The sequence below is a fragment of the Devosia sp. genome (assembly GCF_036676215.1).
Lineage (GTDB): Bacteria > Pseudomonadota > Alphaproteobacteria > Rhizobiales > Devosiaceae > Devosia.
Genome location: NZ_JAKFDJ010000144.1, coordinates 1 through 18,848 on the forward strand (window position 1 = coordinate 1; position 18,848 = coordinate 18,848).

An 18,848-nucleotide genomic window follows, 5' to 3' on the forward strand; every position below is an offset into this window, starting at 1 on the left:
TTTGACGCTGGCCGCGCCGCGCGCATCGGTCCGCCCGCCGATGGCGCTTATCCCCCCGGAGAAGGGGACGCAGAACCGGCGGATGCGGGGGCTTACCGCCGCCCCGAACAAACTAATCCCCGCCTGCGCCTGCTCTAGTACAATGGGCCCATCACCCCGCATGGGCGGCCTGCAGGCGAACAGTGGCGGGGTGAGCCGGGTGGGGGCTTTGCCTCTCCCACAGGTTCGAGAGCCGGCCGCACGTGGCGAGCGACCATCGTGCGCGATAACCGGCGCTGTTCCAAAAACCGGCGCCCCGAGGCGGTTATCGTCTCGTTTTACCAATACCAGAGGCGGTCGCTGCCTCGGGGCCCGTCCGCCGTCCATGAGGGCTATGCCCGAATGGCGCAAGTCTACCCGGAGGCGCCGCGCGCCGTCCGGCCCAGCCGGCTGCCTTGTTGCCGGGGCGCTATGCGTGCTACAAGACAAGATACGTTTTCAGCCTTGCACGGCTTGCCACGCGGCGAACCCCCAATCTTGCGAACGTTTTATGCAATCCCGTGTGCATGTTGCCGCGGGAGTAACGCTCGTTCGCAAACGTCCGGGCTTTTCGGGATCGCTATCATGGCCATCAACGGCACCGTCAAATTCTTCAATTCCACCAAGGGCTTCGGCTTCATTCAGCCGGATGACGGCAGCGCCGACACCTTCGTGCATATCTCGGCTGTCGAGCGTGCGGGCCTGTCGGGCCTCAATGAAGGCCAGAAGGTCTCCTTCGAAGTCGAAAAAGGCCGCGACGGCCGCGCCAGCGCGACGAACCTCTCGGTTCTCTAGTCCATCAGCGGGCCGCCGCCCCTCATCGGGCGGCGCCTCGCACCTCTGGAGACTAACCCATGCACAAGTACAAAATCGGCCAGACCCTCGATCTCCTGCCCAATCGCGGTTCGTCCAGCCGCAAGGCCGGCGAATGCAAGATCGTTGCCCTGCTCCCCTATGAGGGGCACGTCATCCAATACAAGGTGCAGTCCGTCACCGAGACGCATCAGCGCATTGTCAGCGAGAACGACCTGCAGCTCAACGCCGCCCGCGTCTGAGCCCTTGCCGCCGGCGCGCCCGGCGGCCTAGATATCCCCGCATGTTGGGGAGCCCTTATAATGACCACGCTGAGCGACTTCACCCTGCCCTTGCTGGGCGGCAAGCCGCAGCCTTTGTCCGCCTATGCCGGCAAGGTGGTGCTGATCGTCAACACCGCCAGCAAATGCGGCCTCACCCCGCAATATGCGGGTCTCGAGGCGCTGTGGCAGCAATATGGGGAGCGGGGCCTCGTGGTGCTGGGCTTTCCCTGCAACCAGTTTGGCGGGCAGGAGCCGGGCGCGGCCGGCGAGATCGCCGAATTCTGCGAGATCAATTACGGCGTGAGCTTTCCCATTTTCGCCAAGCTCGACGTCAACGGCCCGGCCGAGCACCCGCTCTACACCTGGCTCAAGGCTGGCCAGCCCGGCGATGTCGAATGGAATTTCACCAAATTCCTCATCGGACGGGATGGCCAGGTCGCCGCCCGCTTCGCCTCCGATGTGGAGCCCATCCACCTCACCGCGGCAATCGGGCAACAGCTCTAGCCCCAATCCTTCGCCTTCGGAACGAACCTTGCACAGACCCGTTGATGGGCCACGGGGCGGAAATAACCGCGCGGCGCCTCCCGGCCCCGCGTTCCGCAAGCAAGAAGGGCTCAGGCCCTCCGATACGAAGGAAATAATAACATGAAGAAGATCCTTTTGGCCTCCGTGGCCGCACTTTCGCTCGCCGCCGCACTCCCCGCCTTCGCCCAGGACAAGGTCGTCGCCGTTGAATCCGGTTCCAATGCCGAAGCCGGCGCTGTCATCGGCGCCACTGGCGGCGGCACCGGCGGCGCCGTTCTCGGCTTCTTCCTCGGCGGCCCCATCGGCGCCGTGATCGGCGGCTTTGCCGGCGCCACCATCGGTGCCGAAGCCGGCATTGAAACCTCCTCGATCGAATTTGTCGCCGCCAACCCGGTCGAGCCGATCTATTTCGACGGCGGTGCCGAAATCGGCTACGTGGTCCCCGCCGAGGTGACCGTCTACCCGATCCAGGGCGACGACCAGTACGGCTATGTCTACGCCAATGACCGCGTCTGGATCGTCGATCTGGAAACCCGCGCCTTCGTGCAGTCGCCGGGCTACCTGGTGCCCCAGACCACCGCTGACTTCGCCATGGCCAACCCGGTCGCATCGGCCGAGGTCGAGGGTGATGTCGTGGTCGGCTATGTGCTGCCCGAAACCGTCCAGCTCACCCCGGTGCCGGACTCGCGCTATTCCTATGTCTATGTCGGCGATCGCCCGGCTTTGGTCGACGGTAGCAGCCGCACCGTCGTCTGGCTGAACTAAGCCGCTAATACGCCGCCCGGGCTTGCGCCCGGGCGGCTTTGCTTTGACCGGCCAGGAGTTTGCACGATATACAAAGCCCAATTGGGCGGAGGTGCAGATGGCCGACATTCTCGAATATTGCGAAGGGCTCAAGCAGGTCAGCTTCAAGCCCGGCACGGTGATGCTGCCCGAGGGCGAGCGGCTGGGCCGGCTCTATGTGCTGGTCGAGGGACAGGTCGAGGTTATCCGCGAACGCACCCAGGTGACCCATGTCGACGAGCCCGGCTCGATCTTCGGGGAAATGGCAGTGCTGCTCGACATGCCCCATTCCGCCACGGTCAAGGCACTGTCGGCCGTCACCGCCTATGAAATCCCCGATGCGCTGACCTTTCTCGACAGCCGCCCGGAATTTGCCCTCCACATTGCCACCATGCTGGCCCGGCGCCTCTATTACACCACCTCCTATCTGGTCGATCTGCAGCAGCAGGCCGCCGGTAAGCGGCAGGATCTGGACCTGGTCGACGCCATCCTGGCCACGCTGGTCGAGCCGGCCGATATCAAGAAGCGTCAGAAGGCCTGAGCCGTGGTCGATAGCAAACCGGCCCTCACCATCACCTATTGCACGCAGTGCAATTGGCTGCTGCGTTCCGCCTGGATGGCGCAGGAGGTGTTGTCCACCTTCAGTCTCGAAATGGGCTCTGTGACACTCATTCCAGGCACGGGAGGCATCTTCGAGATCAGCCTCGATGGAGCGTTGATCTGGGAGCGCAAGCGCGACGGCGGCTTCCCCGACGTCAAGCAACTCAAGCAGATGGTGCGTGACCGCATCGATCCCGAGCGCAGCCTGGGCCATATCGACGGCCACAAGGCAGCCGGTTCGGACTGAGCGGGCGCGCACTGGACATCCCTGCCTCGCCCCGGTCTTATCCGGCCATGATCGACGCCACCCGATTCCCCGATGTGATGCTGCTGACAGCGGGCAGTGACAAGGCCCTGTGGCCGGTCGCCGGCCTGCCGCTGGTCGAGCGCGTCATGGCCAATGCCAAGGCAGAAGGGGCCAAACGCTTCGTGGCCAATGGCCTGCCCGGCGATACCGGCGTGCTCGCCCATTTCGGTGGCCTCGTCAAAGTCAGCCGCGAGGAAGTCCCGCTTGGCAGCGGTGGCGGCGTCAAGCAGGCCCTGCCCATGCTGCATGCCGATCCATTCCTGGTCATGCGGCCCGATAGCTTCTGGCCGGCGGGCAGCGACGCTCCATTGCAGCGCATGTTAGCCCGATATGCGTCACAGGAGGATATCGTCCTGCTTTGCGTGCATCCGCGCCATGCCGTCGGCTTTGCCCGCAGCCACGATTTCTGTCTGTCGCCCCAGGGCCTGATCACCCGCGACTATGGCGCGCCGGTCATCCATTCCGGCGTTGCGCTGCTCGGCAAGAGCCTCTTCGCCGCGACACCGGACGGCGCATTCTCCCTTGAGGATCTGTTTGACGCGGCTCTAGAGCGCGAGACGCTGCACGGCGTCGTGCTGGATGCGCCATGGTTCAATATCGGCGACGCGGCGGGGCTGGCTGAGGCCGAGCGGCGGCTCGCGCCATGACCGTCTTCTCCATTGCACCGCACGCGAAATTCCTGCGCCTCCTGGCCGAGAAGGTGAGCGATGGAACACTGCTCTCAGGGGCCGATCGCAATCATCCGTTCTGGCTGAGCGATGTCACCATTGTAGTACCAACCCGCCGCGCCAAATCGGCGCTGGCGGAGGAATTTGCCAGGCTGGGCCATGGCCTGCTGCCCGATATTCGCACTTTCGGTGGCGAAGTCGAGGACGAGGAACCCTTCCTGCCTCCCTTCGACGCCTCCACGCCGCCGCCATCGGCTACCCCGCTCGAGCGGCGACTGGCGCTGTCGAATCTCGTTGATCAATGGGCCGGTTCCACCGCCGGCCAGCGGGCCTTTTCCAGTCCACCCACGGCCGGCGAAATCCTCTCCATGGCCGATTCGCTCGGGCATCTGATCGATGACCTGCTGACCGAGGAGCGGGCCGCCGCCGATATCCGTGCCATCATCCCCGAAATCGAGGCCAATCTGGGCGAATACTGGCAGCAGACGCTGACTTTTCTCGATATCGCCCTGACGTTCTGGCCCGCGCATTTGGATGCGCGGGGCAAGGCCGATATCGCCGCTCTGCGCGGCCAGCGGCTCGACCGGCAGGCGCAGGCGGCGGCTTTGGTCTATGGCGACCGTCCCGTGATCGCCGCCGGTTCCACCGGGTCCATTCCCGCCACGGCCCGCCTGCTCAAGGCCATCAACGCGCTGCCGCGCGGCGCCGTGGTGCTGCCCGGCCTCGATTGCACCATGAGCGCGGCGGACCACGCCGCGTTGCTCGACGACAACAACAATCCGCATGGCCATCCGCAATATGGCCTCGCCAAGCTGCTGCGCCTGCTCGGCACCAGCGCCCAGTCGGTGACCGAACTGGCGCCCGTCGACAACCTGCGTACCACGTTGGTCAATCGCGCATTGGCGTTGACCAAGGATACCGCCCAATGGTCCGGCCAGCGCCTGATGGGTCTGGAAGTGGGCATGGCCTGCGAGGGCCTGTCCGTCATCAAGGCGCGCAACGAAGATGAGGAGGGCCGCGCCGTGGCGCTGGCCGCCCGCCAATGGCTCGCCAACGACAAAACCATCGGCATCGTCACGCCAGATCGCAACCTCGCCCGCCGCATCGCGGCCGAACTTAAACGCTTCGACATCCTCGTCGATGATGCCGCCGGCACGCCGCTGTTCCAGTCCGCCGCCGGGCGACTCCTGCGGCAGATACTGACCCTTGCCACCGGCAATTGCGCCCCGATCGATCTCGTCGCCCTGCTGCGCAATCGCGCCGCCTTGTTCGGCCTGCGGCGCGCCGAGATCGCCACGCTGGCCGACGATATCGAACTGGGCCTGCTACGCGGGCAGCGCCCCAATCCCGGCCTTGTGGGCCTGCGCGCCTTGCTCAGCGCCAATGTCGGCAAGGTGACCGAGCACGTCGCCCGACGCCTTTACCCCAACCAGGCCGAAGCCATCGAGGCGCTGTTTCTGCGCATCGAGGCGGCGCTGGCGCCGCTCCTGACCCTGTTGGCCGAACGCCGCATCAAGGCCGGCGCCCTCGCCGTCGCGATCTGCGCCGCCTTCGATATTGTCTCCGACGGCGCCGACATTCCCGGCCGCAAGGAACTGGCCGATTGGGCCGGCCAGATGAGCGCTCTGGCCGATGAAGGTCACAGCTTTCCCCCGCAAGGGCTCGAGCGGGTGCTGCTGGCGCTGATGGCCGGTTTCCAGGTCCGCACCCGCGACGAACGCCGCGCCGACATCGCCATCTGGGGCCAGCTCGAGGCCCGCCTGCAAAATCCGGACCTGCTGATCCTCTGTGCCCTCAACGAGGACAAATGGCCCGAGACCGCCGATCCCGGTCCTTGGCTCAGCCGCGGCATGCGGCTGGCCGCCGGCCTCGAACCACCCGAGCGCAAGCAGGGCCTCGCCGCCCACGACTTTGCGCAAGGGTTGGGCAACGAGACCGTCATCATCGCCTATGCCGACCGGGTCGGCACCAGCCCGGCGCTGCCCAGCCGCTTCGTGCAGCGGCTCGAAGCCTTTGCCGGGGAAGAAAGCGCCAAGGCCTGGCAGCAGCGCGGCCACATCTGGCTCGATCAGGCCCGCCGCATCGATGCCGTCGCCGAGACCCGCGCCGCCGGCCGTCCGGCGCCCAATCCGCCCGCCGCGTTGCGGCCGCGCCAGCTCTCGGTCACCGAGATCGAAACGCTGATGCGCTCACCCTACGATATCTATGCCAAGCACATATTGCGCCTGCGCCAGCTCGATGCGTTGGGCGAAACCCCCGAGGCGCGCGAGCGCGGCACCATCATCCATGATGTCCTGGCCCGCTTCGTCATCGAGGGGCATGACGTCATGGCGCCCGATGCCTTCGACCGGCTCAAGCGTTTCGCCTTCGAGGCATTCTCCGGGCTCGAGGGCATTGCCGAGCGCCGCGACATCTGGCTGCGCCGCTTCGAGACGGCGGCGCGGCAATTCCTCGATTTCGAGCGCGAGCGTAACCCCGAAGTGCGCCAGCGCCATGCCGAGATCGACGGGCTCTGGCCCCTGCCCACCGGCTTCACCCTCAAGGGCCGGGCTGACCGCGTCGACGAAATGGTCGACGGCACGGTGCATATCCTCGATTTCAAGACCGGCTCGGTGCCGGCTCCCGGCGCGATGAAGGCCTTCGAAGCCCCGCAACTGCTGCTCGAGGCGGAAATGGCGCGGGCAGGGGCGCTGGCTGGCCTGCCCCCCGCCGACAGTTCGGCGCTCACCTATATCAAGATCGGCCTCGGCCCCGAGGCCTTCAGCCCCAGGCCCTTCTCGCTGGGCGAGGGCCACACCATCATGAGCGCCGCCGACGAAATTTCCCACCGCCTGCAGCGCCATGTCGACCTCTTCCTGTTCCGCGACACGCCCATGCCGTCGCGGCTCCTGCCGCTCAAGACCCAGCGTTTCCCCGGCGCCTATGACCATCTCGCCCGCATGGACGAGTGGACCGCCGTGGACGATGAGGAGGAGGACCTGTTTTGAGCAACGAGCGCGGCAAACCCGTCATCTCCCCGCAGACCCGCGCCAGTCAGGCGCAGGCGGCCGATCCGAAGCTGTCGATATGGGTCGAGGCCAATGCCGGCTCAGGCAAGACCTTCGTGCTCACCCGACGTGTATTGCGCCTGCTGCTGGCCGGTGCCCGGCCGCAATCGATCCTCTGCCTCACCTATACCAAGGCCGCCGCCGCCGAAATGCGCGGCCGCGTCGCCAAGGAATTGGCCCGCTGGGCCACGCTCCCCGAGCCCGATCTGGTCAGGGAACTCAAGGAAGTGGAGGGTTCGGCCTATAGGCCCGCCCTGATCGAGCGCGCCCGTACCCTCTTCGCCCAGGCATTGGATACGCCTGGCGGGCTCAAGATCGTCACCATCCACGCCTTCTGTGAAAGCGTGCTGCATCGCTTTCCGCTCGAGGCCGGCGTGCCCTTCGATTTCAAGGTGATCGAGGACGAGGAGCGCAGCCAGCTGCTGACCCAGACCCGCGAGGCTGTTCTGGCCGCCGGATTGCGCGGCGAGGGCGCCACCGCGGCGGTGGAGACGCTCTTTGGCCTGCTCAGCGATTTCGCGCTCAGCGAGGCTGTGGAACTTGCCCTGGGCGACGCCCGCAAGCTCAAGACCGTGCTGGCCAAGCCGGAAATCTCCAAGGCCAACCTGCGCCAGCTGCTTGGCGCGCCGCAGCCGCGCCCCAGCCAGCTTATCACCGCCGCCATTGTCAGCGAGCGGCTGGTCGGTGCCGCCGATGTCGACCGGCTCATCGCCTTGGGCGGCAAAGCCATGGCCAACAAGCTGCGGGCGCTCGACGCCCATGCGCCGCGCCCCGAGGACTGGCGCGTCGCCTTCCTCACCAATGACGACGTGCCGCCCGCCAACTTCCCCGGCAAGGCGCTGGAAAAGGCCGATCCAGCCTTGGCCCGGCTGGCGCTGGCCGAGGCGGAGCGGCTGGCCGCGCTCATGGAAGAGCGACGCACCAGCCTCGTCATCGAGCGCAGCGAGGCCCTGCTCGACGTGCTGGCGCTGATCGCCGGCAAGTATCAGGGACACAAGCGCGCCCGCTCGCTGCTCGATTTCGACGACCTCATCGAAAAGATGGGCGACCTGCTCGAAAACGCCGAGGTCGGTCCCTGGGTGCAATACAAGCTCGATGCCGGTATCGACCATATCTTGGTCGATGAAAGCCAGGACACCAATCCCCAGCAATGGCGGGTGGTGAAGGCCATCGCCGCCGAATTCTTCGACGGCGCCGGCGACATCACGCGGCTGCGCTCGCTCTTCGCGGTGGGCGACCAGAAGCAGTCGATCTATTCCTTCCAGGGCGCCGAGCCGCGCCTGTTCGGGGAAACCGGCGACCTGTTCCGCCAGCGGGCCAGCGTGGTCAATGTACCCTTCGCGCCCCTGCGCCTGCATATGAGCTTCCGCACCTTGCCCGAAATTCTGCTGGCGGTGGACAAGGTCAGCGACCAGCCCGAAATCCAGGATGCGCTTCTGGCGCGCGCAAAGGTACATCACGACACCGCCCGCCCCACCACCGGTGGCAGCGTCACCCTGTGGCCCCCGGTGCAGCAGGCCCCGGCCGATACCGGCGCCCGCGCCTGGCCGGAGGAGCCTGCGACCGGCGGCGATCTCACCGCGCCGCGCCAGATTGCCCTGCGCATCGCCCGGGAAATCCGGTCCTGGATCGATACCAAGCGCCCGCTGGCCCATCGCGGCCGCCCGGTGCGGCCCGCCGATATCCTGATCCTGGTGCAGTCGCGCGGCGCCGTGTTCCAGGAGATCATCCGAGCACTGCGGCAGGAAGGCCTGCCCACCCCCGGCGCCGACCGGCTGGCCGTCTCCAAGCACATCGCTGTCATGGACCTGCTGGCGCTCTGCGACGTACTGCTCAACCCCGCCGATGACCTGCAACTGGCGGCGCTCCTGCGCTCGCCGCTGTTCGATCTCTCCGAAGAAGACCTCTTCGCCTTGGCCCAGCCCCGCGCCAAGGGCGAAACCCTGTTTCAGGCGCTCAAGGCCAGCACCATCCCAGCCTGTGCCGCCGCCTATGACCAGCTTTCGCTCTGGCGCGGCGCGCTCGATTTCGAACGCCCCTTCGAATTCCTGACCACCGTGCTCTACGCCGAGGGTGGCCTGCGCCGCTTCCATGAGCGCCTGGGCGATGAGGTCGACGAGGTCTTTGCTGAACTGCTCGAACTGGCTTTGGCCCATGAGCAGGGCGACCAGCCCTCGCTGCAGGGCTTCGTCGCCGAAATGCGTCGCAGCGAGGTCTCGATCAAGCGCGAACTGGCCGAGGCCGGCACCGGGGTGCGGGTCATGACCGTGCATGGCGCCAAGGGCCTTGAAGCCCCCATCGTCATCCTCGCCGATGCCGCCAGCAAGCCGCAGGGCAACCAGACCAACCGTCCGGTCTATCTGCTGAGCGAGGCGCCCGGGCCGCTGCTGGTGCATGCCTCGGGCAAGAAATCGCATGTGCCCCAGAGCCGCACGGTGCGCGACGGCGTCGAGGCCAATCTGGGCAAGGAATACTGGCGCAAGCTCTATGTCGCCATGACCCGCGCCGAGGACGAGCTCTACATCACCGGCGCCCTCACCCCGGGCCGGACCATCGACAACCAGCTCGACGGCACCTGGTACCAGGCCATCGAACGCGCCCTGCGTGCCGACAGCGAAAGCTGCCTCGATGCTGAAGGGCTGGAGACCGCACTGATCTACCCCCGCGAACGGGTGGCGCCGCAGCCGGTCAAGCGCCTTGCCGATGTGGTGCCCCTGGCCAGCCAGCCCATGGCCTTTGACCCGGTGCCCGCGCCGCCAGTCGTACCGCTGGTCTCGCCGTCTCTTGCCGGCGAGCGTGTAGCCCCCCTCGTGGCGCTCGACGGCCTTGCCGAGCTGGCGCGCGACGCCGATCTGGCCCGCAAGGAAGGCATCGCGCTCCATGCCTTGCTGCAACATCTGGGTCGGCTCGATCCGGATATGCGGCCCGCAATCGCCCTCAAGGCCCTGGATGCCCTGCTGCCCGATGTGCCCGCCGAACACGCCCGCATCGGTGCCAAGGCCCTTTCCATCCTCGCTCGCCCTGCACTTGCGTCCATCTTCGGCCCCGCCAGTCGCGCCGAAGTGCCGTTCCTGCTGAACGCAAAACGTGATGGGCACCCCATTCGTTTGACGGGGAGGATCGATCGGCTGGTGGTTGACGAAGGGGGGGTAACGGTGGTCGACTACAAGTCCGATGCGTCGGTGCCCGGGGGGCCGGGCGACGTGCCGGGGAACTATCTTACCCAGCTCGGATTGTATGCGTTGGTTGCAGGTCAGCTTTTCCCGGGACGGGCCGTACATGCGGCTATACTGTGGACACAACTGGAATCATTGATGTTTCTGCCCTCAGACATTCTGGCGGCGGCGACAAGGGGCTTCACCATGCGGTGAGCGAACTTGCCCCTGGGCTGGACTCTCCCCAGCTTTAGGCGCACAGAGACCGCCGCTTTCAACCCAAAGGCAACAACATGACCACTCACGTTTCCGACGCCAACTTCGGCGAGGAAGTCCTCAACTCCAAAGAGCCAGTTCTCGTGGATTTCTGGGCAGAATGGTGCGGACCGTGCCGCGCAATCGCTCCCGTGCTCGACGAGCTCTCCACCGAGCTGGCCGGCCGGGTCAAGATCGTCAAGCTCAATGTCGATGACAATCCGGGTACCGCCAGCAAGTATGGCGTGCGCTCGATTCCGACCATGATCCTGTTCAAGGGTGGCGAAGCCGCCGACATGAAGATCGGGGCCGGCACGCCCAAGGCGGGCCTGACCAAGTGGCTCGAGAGCCACGCCGCCTGATTTTCGCGACACGAATTTTGCATGACACCGCTGGGGCGACCCGGCGGTGTTTTCATTTGTGAGTGTTCTTGGAAAAGCAAACTCCCGCGTCCCCATACGCCACATTTGCATGCCTTCACATGCCCACCGACTCTCTCTAGTCTTCATCGTTCCTTACCGATGGAGACACCTGATGGCCCAGCACGTGACCGATGCTGATTTTGCAACCGAAGTGCTGGCCTCCGACCGGCCGGTGCTGGTGGATTTCTGGGCCGAATGGTGCCCGCCTTGCAAGGCAATGGCCCCGACCATCGACGAACTCGCCGAAACGCTGGCCGAGACCGTCAAGATCGTCAAACTCGATGTCGACAGCAATCCTGGCATCACGGTCGCATACAATGTGCGTTCCATGCCCACGCTGATCGTGTTCAAGAACGGCCAGCCGGTCGACCTCAAGGTCGGCGCCGGCCAGTCGCGCGTGCAGCTCATCAAATGGCTGGAAAGCCACGCGGCCTGAGGCAAAGCTTCTGAGGTAGCTTCGGTCGCCGGTCGGCACTTCGCCTCCGGCTGCTTTTGCGCCTTGCGTCTGTTACACAGGAAAAAACAAGAATCCTGGAGGACGCAACTTGGCCCCGATCGACCTTTCCGCCGCGCCGTTTCATCTCGACGACGCGGCAATCGCCTGGGTCGCGGCCACGCGTGACGGACTATCCCCGCGCGACAAGCTGGCGCAGCTCTTCGTGCTCCTGGCGCGGGGGACACCGGAGGAAGTGGCCGGCGAGGTCAGGAGCTTCAAGCCCGGCGGCATCACCCGCATCTATTCGGACGACCTCGATGCCGAAATCGGCCTGGCAAGGGCGCTTGGCGCCAGCAATGCCATACCGCTGCTGATCAGTGCCGATCTCGAAGGCAGCCGCATGAGCCTGCCTTTCGGCACCAGCATACCCAACCCGCTGGGACTGGCCGCCGTCGACGACGTCGCGGCGACCACCGCCATCTCCACCATCATGGCCCGCGAGGCCACGGCCGTGGGGCTCAACTGGAGCTTCACCCCGGTCATCGACATCAATGCCGCCTGGCGCAGCGCCATTGTCGGCACGCGCTCCTATGGCAGCGACATTGACAAGGTCGAACGCCACGCGCTGGCGCAGATCGCCGCCTTTCAGGCCAATGGCGTTGCCGCCACGGTCAAGCATTGGCCCGGCGAAGGCTTTGACGACCGCGACCAGCATCTGGTCACCACGGTCAATCCGCTCACCATGCCACAATGGGAGGCCAGTTTCGGCCGGCTCTACCGCAAGGCCATCGCCGAGGGCGTGCTGAGCATCATGTCCGCCCACATCGCTTTGCCTGCCTTCGTCCGCGCCCTCGACCCCGATGCGGGCGCCGAGGCCTATCGCCCGGCCTCGCTCAGCCGCATCCTCAACCAGGACCTGCTACGGCGCGAGCTGGGCTTCAATGGCCTCATCGTCTCGGACGCCACGCCCATGGCCGGCATGGGTGACTGGGGGCCGCGCGACGTGGTGCTGCCCGAGGTGATCATCGCCGGCTGCGACGTGATCCTCTTTTCCGACGATGCCAATGGCGACCTGATGCGCCTGGTCAAGGCCGTGGCCGATGGACGCCTGAGCCAGGAGCGGGTGGACGAGGCGGTGACGCGCATCCTCGCCCTCAAGGCTGCCCTGGGCCTCCACAAGGAACGGGCCGAGCCCAGTATCGAGGCAGCGCGGCGCGTGGTGGCGACCGAGGAAAGCCGGCTGTTCGCCGAGGGCGTCACCGCCCGGGTGCCGACCCTGGTCAAGGATGTCAACAAGCTGCTGCCGCTCTCGCCGGCCAAACACAAGCGCGTACTGGTCTTTTCGGGCGGAGTCGTCCTGCCCTTCGTGCCCCATCCGCTTCCCCTCAGCCTGCCGGACCGGCTGGAAAAGGAGGGCTTTGCGGTCACCGTCCATGTGCCCGGCATGGAGATCGACCCCAGGGATTTCGACCTCGTACTCTATCTCCTGGCCGAGGAAACCCTGCTGACCCGGGGACGCATTTTCCTCGACTGGCACAAGCTCACCGGCTCGGTCTTCGGCGCCATGCACCGCTTCTGGCATGACCTGCCGACGCTGATGATCTCCTTCGGCTATCCCTATTATCTCTACGACGCGCCGCGCGTGCCCGCCTATGTCAATGCCTATGGCTCCAGCGAAGCGCTGCAGGCGGCGGTTGTTGAAGCCATCATGGGGCGGGCGCCGTTTGCGGGAACCAGCCCGGTCGACCCCTTCGTCGGGAGCGAGCAGGGCAGGTATTGAGGCAGCATTAGTCCGGCGGCGTGCCGTTGCGCGCCAGGACGTCGCCCGCCAGATAGAGCGACCCGCAGATCAGCACGCGGACATTGGGCTGGGCCGCAGCGGCTTTCAGCGCCGTCACCACCGAGCGGCTGGCCTGGGCGGCAAAGCCCGCCTGCCGCGCCTGCTCGGCAATGTAGTGGGCCGGGTGCGCATTGGGCTCGCCCGGAATGGTCAGGGTCAGCACCTGCGCGGCCTTGCCGGCAAAGGGCGCCAGGAATTCGGCGGGCGAGCGGGTATTCATCATGCCCATGATCAGCACCAGCGGCGCCGGGCGCCGACGGTTCATCTCGGCCAGCGCCTGGGCCAGGGCGGCGGCGCCATGGGCATTGTGGCCGCCATCGAGCCAGAGTTCAGCGCCCGCTGGCAGCAGGTTGCGCAGCTTGCCCTGCAGCGGCGCAAGGCGCGCTGGCCAGACGACATTGCGCAAGCCGCGCTCAAAGGCGGCATTGTCGACCGGCAGGCCGAAATGGCGGCTGGCGGCAATGGCTAGCGCGGCATTGTCGAACTGGTGTGCGCCCAGCAGCGCCGGGGGCGGCAGATCGAGCAGTCCGGCCTCGTCCTGATAGACCAGCCGGCCATCCTGGGCCGCGCCATGGAAATCCTCGTTTTGCCACAGTGGCGCGATGCCCAGCCGGCGCGCTGTCCGCTCCAGCACGATGCGGGCCTCGGGGCGCTGCAGGCCGATCACGGCCTTGCTGCCGCGCTTGAAAATGCCGGCCTTGCTGGCGGTGATTTCGGTGATCGTATTGCCCAGGAACCCCTGGTGATCGAAATCGATAGGGGTGATGATCACGCCCAGTGGATGGGTCACCACATTGGTCGTGTCATAGGTGCCGCCCATCCCCGTTTCGAGCAGCAGATAGTCGGCCGGCGTCTCGGCATAGAGCAGGAAGGCTGTTGCCGTGGTGATCTCGAAAAAGGTGATCGGCCGGCCCGCATTGACCGCCTCCACCCGCTCCAGCGCCGCATTGAGCCGTCGCGTGCTCACCAGCTTGCCCGCCAGCCTGATGCGCTCGTTGAAATGCACCAGGTGCGGCGAGTTGTAGACATGGACGCTTTTGCCGGCCGCCTCCAGAAACGCCCGCAGATAGGCGATGGTCGAGCCCTTGGCATTGGTCCCGGCGACATGGATCACCGGCGGCAGATGCTCATGCGGGCTGCCCAATTCTTCCAGCAGCGGCAGGATGCGGTCGAGGCTGAGATCGATCAGCTTGGGGTGCAGGGCCGAAAGACGCTTGAGAATGGCATCGGTGCGGGACATGGAGACTCAACCAGACGGCGGGGGCCTTGATGGGGTAGCGCCAATCTGGTCGGGGCTCAATGGTACAGTTTGCCTTCCTTCTCCCCTTGCCCGAAGGGCGGATGAGGGGTTCTCTCAACCATCGCCGACCCCTCACCCGGCGCTGCGCGCCACCTTCTCCCGCAAGGGGAGAAGGGAGAAGTCAGAATTCCGCCCAGTCCTTGTCGACCGCCGCATTGCCGCGCCGGAGATAGCTTCCGGCCACAGCCTTGAGCTTGTCCTGCATGCCGCGAATGCCCTGGGCAGGGGCGGGCGCCGGCTTAGGCGCGACGGCCCGGGACAGCGCGGCATCAATGGTGAAGATGTCGACGATCCGGTCGAGTTCGCTGGCCTGGGCCTCGGTTTGCTCGATGGCGGCATTGGTCTCTTCGACCAGCGCGGCATTGTGCTGGGTCATCTCGTCCATCAGGCGGACCCCGACATTGACCTCTTCGATGGCGCCGGCCTGGTCGCGACTTTCGCGCGAAATGGCCTCCAGCGCAGTGGTGTTATCCCGGATGGCGCCAAGCATGCCGGCAAGCTTGGCAGCGGCATCGGCCACCAGGCGCGAGCCGCCCTTGACCTCATTGGCGCTCTGCTCGATCAGCACCTTGACGTCGGCCGAGGCGCTGGCCGCCGATTGCGCCAGCCGGCGCACCTCGACGGCAACCACGGCAAAGCCCTTGCCGGCATCACCGGCCCGGGCCGCTTCCACCGAGGCGTTCAGTGCCAGCAGGTTAGTCTGGAAGGCGATGTCGTCGATCAGCCCGATAATGTTGGAAATCTTGCCCGACGACTCGGTAATGCGATCCATGGCGTCGGTGGCCTGGGCCATCACCTGTCCGCCTTCTTCGGCGGTGGCGGAGACCGACTTGGCCTGAACGCTGGCGGCTTCGGCCTTCTTGGCATTCTCCAGCACGGTCGACGCCAATTGCTCCATCGCCGCCGAGGTCTCTTCGATAGTGGCCGCCTGCTTGGTGGTGCGTTCGGAAAGATCGTTGGCGCCGCTGAGGATTTCCCCGGTCGCCGTCTTGAGCGAACCCGAGGTCTGGCGCAATTGCCCGACAATGTCGCCGAGCTTTTCCGCCACCGCATTGGTATCGGCCTTGAGCCGGGCAAACGCGCCTTCATAGTCGCCGCGCATCCGCAGCGTCAGGTTAGCATCAGCCAGGGCGGCGAGAACCTCACCGGTCTCGGTCAGGCCACGATCGACGGTTTCGACCAGCGAATTGACCGAGCGGGCCAGGGCATTGAGTTCGACATCGGGGAATTCTGCGTCGACCCTGCGGCTGAAGTCGCCGGCAATGGCGGCATCGACCACATTGCCGAAGGCGCGCTGCAGACCCTCCATCATGCGGGCGCGCTCGGCCTGGTTGGCCAGCACCTGGGCGGCTTCCGCCTCGGTCATCTGGGCAACCTTGAGGCCATTCTCGCGGAACACTTCCACGGCCCGCGCCATGGCGCCCAGCTCGTCGGTGCGGTCGGCGCCACGAACCTCGACGTCGAGATCGCCCTCCGCCAGGGCCTCCATGGTGCCGGTCAACCGGCTGATCGGCTTGGTGATGGTGCGCGAAAACAGCAGGCCCAGCGCGGCGACCACGGCAAGCAGGCCGGCGCCGATCAACAGCATCATGTTGCGCATATTGGCAACCGGAGCGAGGACTTCGTCGGTCGCCATTACTGCGACGGCGGCCCAGCTTTGGCCACGCGTGGTGATTGGGGCAGCCGCCACCAGCATGTTGGTGGCGCGATAGGCGCTGGTTTCCCCCTGGGCGCGCGTCCCCGCCAGTGCGGCGTCGAGCATCGGGCCGGTGAAGCCGGTCACCAGCGCGTCATTGGCTTCGGTAAAGCTGGAATCGGAACGCAGCAAGCCGTCGGGACCGGCGACCAGCACTTCACCGGTCTCGCCCAGCCCGGTGCGGTCGCCGATAACGGCGTCGAGCCGTTCGGACGGCAACTGGATGGCGAGAACGCCCACCTTGCGCCCCTGCCCGTTGAACACCGGCTTGGCAAAAAAGCTGGCCGGCAAGCCGGCGGCGGGGGCATAGGCGGCAAAGTCGGCAAAGACGATGTCGTCGGGATTTTCGATGGCCACCGCCTGCTGGAATACCTGACCCAGGCTCGAGGCTGCCAGCGGACCGCCTTCGGCGAAACTGGTGCCGAAATCCTCGGCCTTGTTGACCGAATAGACCATGAAACCCTTCAGATCGAAGAGATAGAGATCGCGATAACCGCGCGCGCCGATCTGGGTGCGATAGCCGGGGTGGAAGCGGGTATGGGTGACGTCATAGGCACCGGTGGTGCCCAGCGTGTCCAGCGCCGCCAGATTGTCCTTGTTGGTGTTGTCATCGACATAGAGCTTGCGCACTTCGGCGGTCGGATCGACCTTGAACTGCAGCCAGGCGCCGCCGAAATCGCGCAGCGCCTGCACCGTCGCTTCCGAGCGCGAGGTCGCGACGAGATCGTCTTCCACCGATTTGAGATAGGTCGACACTTGGCTGGCGCGTTCGCTGGCCAAGGTCATCAGATTGGTCTCGGCGGCCGTTCGCAGGGCCTGGCTGCCGATGAAATAGCTGGCCGAACCCACGCCCAGGCTGACGAGAAGCGCCGATCCCAGCAGCGCCAGCGGCAGCTTGCGGGCAATCGGCATGGAAAATTTGAACATGGGACGACTCACCTAGGATCGGCGGCGCGTGGAATCACGCGCCGGGCGCATTGCCCTAAAAATAGGCGAACTGTCCTTAAGTGCGAGTAAAGGCGCGCTGCCTACTCGGCGTGAGCCCCGACGGGCGGCGTAACCAGATCGCCGTCGTCACCCTCGGCAGCCAGAACCGCATCGCGCAGGCTCGCCCGGGCCACGGTCGGCGCCGTGCTGGTCAGGGCACCCGAGGCCTCCACCTTGGTCAGGATGGCCGCGAGCGAACCCACGGTGGACCGCAGGTTGTGGCGATGCACCACCATGTCCACCATGCCGTGTTCATAAAGATATTCAGAGCGCTGGAAGCCCTTGGGCAGCTTCTCGCGGATGGTCTGCTCGATGACGCGTGCGCCGGCAAAGCCGATCTGTGCGCCCGGCTCGGCCAGATGCACATCGCCCAGCATGGCATAGGAGGCGGTCACGCCGCCGGTAGTGGGGTTGGTCAGCACCACGAAGAAGGGCAGGCCCGCCTCGCGCAGGCGCAGCACGGCCACCGTGGTGCGCGGCATCTGCATCAGGCTGAGCACGCCCTCCTGCATGCGGGCGCCGCCTGATGCCACGAACAGCACGAAAGCCGTCTTGCGGTTGGCAGCGGTTTCCAGCCCCGTAATGATGCCCTGGCCGGCCGCCATGCCCAGCGAGCCGCCCATGAAATCGAAATCCTGGATGGCGACGGTGATGTCGCGCTCAAACAGCTTGCCGGTGGCGACGATGACGGAATCGTCGAACCCGGTCTTGGCGCGGTTTTCCTTGAGGCGGTCGGGATAGCGCTTCTGGTCGCGGAACTTCAGCGGATCGACCGGTACCGGTGGCACGGCCACCAGTTCATAGGCGCCATCGTCCAGGAAGGTCTTCAGCCGGTCCACCGGCTTGATCTTCATGTGATAGCCCGAATTGGGCACCACCCACTGATTGGCCTCGAGATCGCGATAGAACACCATCTCGCCGGACTCGGGATCCTTGACCCAGAGGTTTTCCGGCGTATCGCGCTTCGTATTGAGGAACGAGCGAATTTTGGGGCGGACGAAGTTATCGATCCAGTTCATGGCGAGCCTCGCGAAGGGACGGATGTCACCTAGGGGTCAATTGTGGCAAATCTTATCAGGACAGGGCGCCCGGGGCAAAGGCGGAACGTAGCCTGTGGACAGCTAACCCCGTGCGCGCCTTACGCCCGAGGCCAGTTCCGCCACCAGATCGCGCACCGCGCTGACCGTCCTGTCCGTGGCCTTCCCGTCGACCAGCGACTTGCCCACCGCATCCACCAGCACCGTGCCGACCACGATGCCGTCAGCATGCTTGCCGATTTCGGCAGCATCCTCGGCCGTCTTGATGCCGAAACCGACGGCCACCGGCAAATCGGTGTGGCTCTTGATGCGCTCGACCGCATCGCCCACCGCGCCGCGCGATTTGATCACTGCGCCGGTAATACCGGTCATCGACACGTAATAGACAAAGCCCGACGTGTTCTTGAGCACCGCCGGCAGGCGCTTGTCGTCGGTCGTCGGCGTGGTGAGGCGAATGAAGTTGAGCCCGGCCTTCAGCGCCGGAATGCACAATTCCTCGTCCTCTTCCGGTGGCAGATCGACAATGATCAGCCCATCGACGCCGGCATGCTTGGCCGCCTGGATGAACTTGTCGACGCCGAAAATGTAGATGGGGTTGTAATAGCCCATCAGCACGATGGGCGTAGTCTCGTCCTTGCGGCGGAAATCCTCCACCATGCCGAGCACGCCGCGCAGCGTCTGGCCCGCGGCCAGCGC

At 65.7% G+C, this 18,848-nt stretch carries 16 protein-coding genes; 12 read left to right on the forward strand and 4 right to left on the reverse strand.

Going from position 1 to position 18,848, the window contains the following annotated elements:
* Window positions 1–603 precede the first annotated feature (603 nt).
* The 12 genes from V6M52_RS12440 (at window position 604) to V6M52_RS12495 (ending at window position 13,072) form a co-directional block, all read left to right on the forward strand.
* Window positions 604–813, forward strand: a complete 210-nt coding sequence (locus V6M52_RS12440) for a cold-shock protein (RefSeq protein WP_332688762.1) — start codon at window positions 604–606, stop codon at window positions 811–813.
* Between the two features lie 59 nt (window positions 814–872).
* Window positions 873–1,073, forward strand: coding sequence for a hypothetical protein (locus V6M52_RS12445; protein WP_332688760.1), 201 nt, complete (start codon window positions 873–875; stop codon window positions 1,071–1,073).
* Window positions 1,074–1,133: 60 nt separating this feature from the next.
* On the forward strand, window positions 1,134–1,598 hold the full coding sequence (locus V6M52_RS12450; RefSeq protein ID WP_332701256.1) for a glutathione peroxidase: 465 nt from the start codon (window positions 1,134–1,136) through the stop codon (window positions 1,596–1,598).
* A 141-nt stretch (window positions 1,599–1,739) separates the two neighbouring features.
* Entirely contained in the window at window positions 1,740–2,384 is a 645-nt protein-coding gene (locus V6M52_RS12455; RefSeq protein WP_332688756.1) for a DUF1236 domain-containing protein, read from the forward strand.
* A gap of 97 nt (window positions 2,385–2,481) precedes the next feature.
* Entirely contained in the window at window positions 2,482–2,943 is a 462-nt protein-coding gene (locus V6M52_RS12460) for a Crp/Fnr family transcriptional regulator (protein WP_332688754.1), read from the forward strand.
* 3 nt (window positions 2,944–2,946) lie between these two features.
* On the forward strand, window positions 2,947–3,249 hold the full coding sequence (locus V6M52_RS12465) for a SelT/SelW/SelH family protein (RefSeq protein ID WP_332688752.1): 303 nt from the start codon (window positions 2,947–2,949) through the stop codon (window positions 3,247–3,249).
* Window positions 3,250–3,296: 47 nt separating this feature from the next.
* Window positions 3,297–3,956: an NTP transferase domain-containing protein gene (locus V6M52_RS12470; RefSeq protein WP_332688750.1), complete on the forward strand. Its 660-nt coding sequence runs from the start codon at window positions 3,297–3,299 to the stop codon at window positions 3,954–3,956.
* On the forward strand, window positions 3,953–6,964 hold the full coding sequence (addB, locus tag V6M52_RS12475; protein ID WP_332701257.1) for a double-strand break repair protein AddB: 3,012 nt from the start codon (window positions 3,953–3,955) through the stop codon (window positions 6,962–6,964). The genes V6M52_RS12470 and addB overlap by 4 nt, the downstream gene beginning before the upstream one ends.
* Entirely contained in the window at window positions 6,961–10,395 is a 3,435-nt protein-coding gene (gene addA, locus V6M52_RS12480; protein WP_332701258.1) for a double-strand break repair helicase AddA, read from the forward strand. Before addB ends, addA begins: the two co-directional genes overlap by 4 nt.
* A gap of 77 nt (window positions 10,396–10,472) precedes the next feature.
* Window positions 10,473–10,796 (forward strand): thioredoxin, encoded by a 324-nt coding sequence (gene trxA, locus V6M52_RS12485; protein WP_332688223.1) that lies wholly within the window; start codon window positions 10,473–10,475, stop codon window positions 10,794–10,796.
* Between the two features lie 172 nt (window positions 10,797–10,968).
* Window positions 10,969–11,292: a thioredoxin gene (gene trxA / locus V6M52_RS12490; RefSeq protein WP_332701259.1), complete on the forward strand. Its 324-nt coding sequence runs from the start codon at window positions 10,969–10,971 to the stop codon at window positions 11,290–11,292.
* Window positions 11,293–11,401: 109 nt separating this feature from the next.
* Window positions 11,402–13,072 (forward strand): glycoside hydrolase family 3 protein, encoded by a 1,671-nt coding sequence (locus V6M52_RS12495; RefSeq protein ID WP_332701260.1) that lies wholly within the window; start codon window positions 11,402–11,404, stop codon window positions 13,070–13,072.
* Between the two features lie 7 nt (window positions 13,073–13,079).
* Here V6M52_RS12495 and V6M52_RS12500 read toward each other — a convergent pair whose 3' ends face one another.
* The 4 genes from V6M52_RS12500 to trpA all read right to left on the reverse strand — a co-directional run.
* Window positions 13,080–14,372: a bifunctional folylpolyglutamate synthase/dihydrofolate synthase gene (locus V6M52_RS12500; RefSeq protein ID WP_332701261.1), complete on the reverse strand. Its 1,293-nt coding sequence runs from the start codon at window positions 14,370–14,372 to the stop codon at window positions 13,080–13,082.
* A 181-nt stretch (window positions 14,373–14,553) separates the two neighbouring features.
* The gene (locus tag V6M52_RS12505; RefSeq protein ID WP_332701262.1) at window positions 14,554–17,055 is read right to left on the reverse strand and encodes a methyl-accepting chemotaxis protein; all 2,502 of its coding nucleotides are present in this window, start codon (window positions 17,053–17,055) and stop codon (window positions 14,554–14,556) included.
* 101 nt (window positions 17,056–17,156) lie between these two features.
* Window positions 17,157–18,134 carry an acetyl-CoA carboxylase, carboxyltransferase subunit beta gene (gene accD / locus V6M52_RS12510; protein ID WP_332688627.1) on the reverse strand — a complete coding sequence of 326 codons (978 nt, stop codon included), beginning with the start codon at window positions 18,132–18,134 and terminating at the stop codon, window positions 17,157–17,159.
* 102 nt (window positions 18,135–18,236) lie between these two features.
* Window positions 18,237–18,848, reverse strand: a 612-nt coding sequence (trpA, locus tag V6M52_RS12515) for a tryptophan synthase subunit alpha (protein WP_332701263.1), incomplete at its 5' end; no start/stop codon positions are given.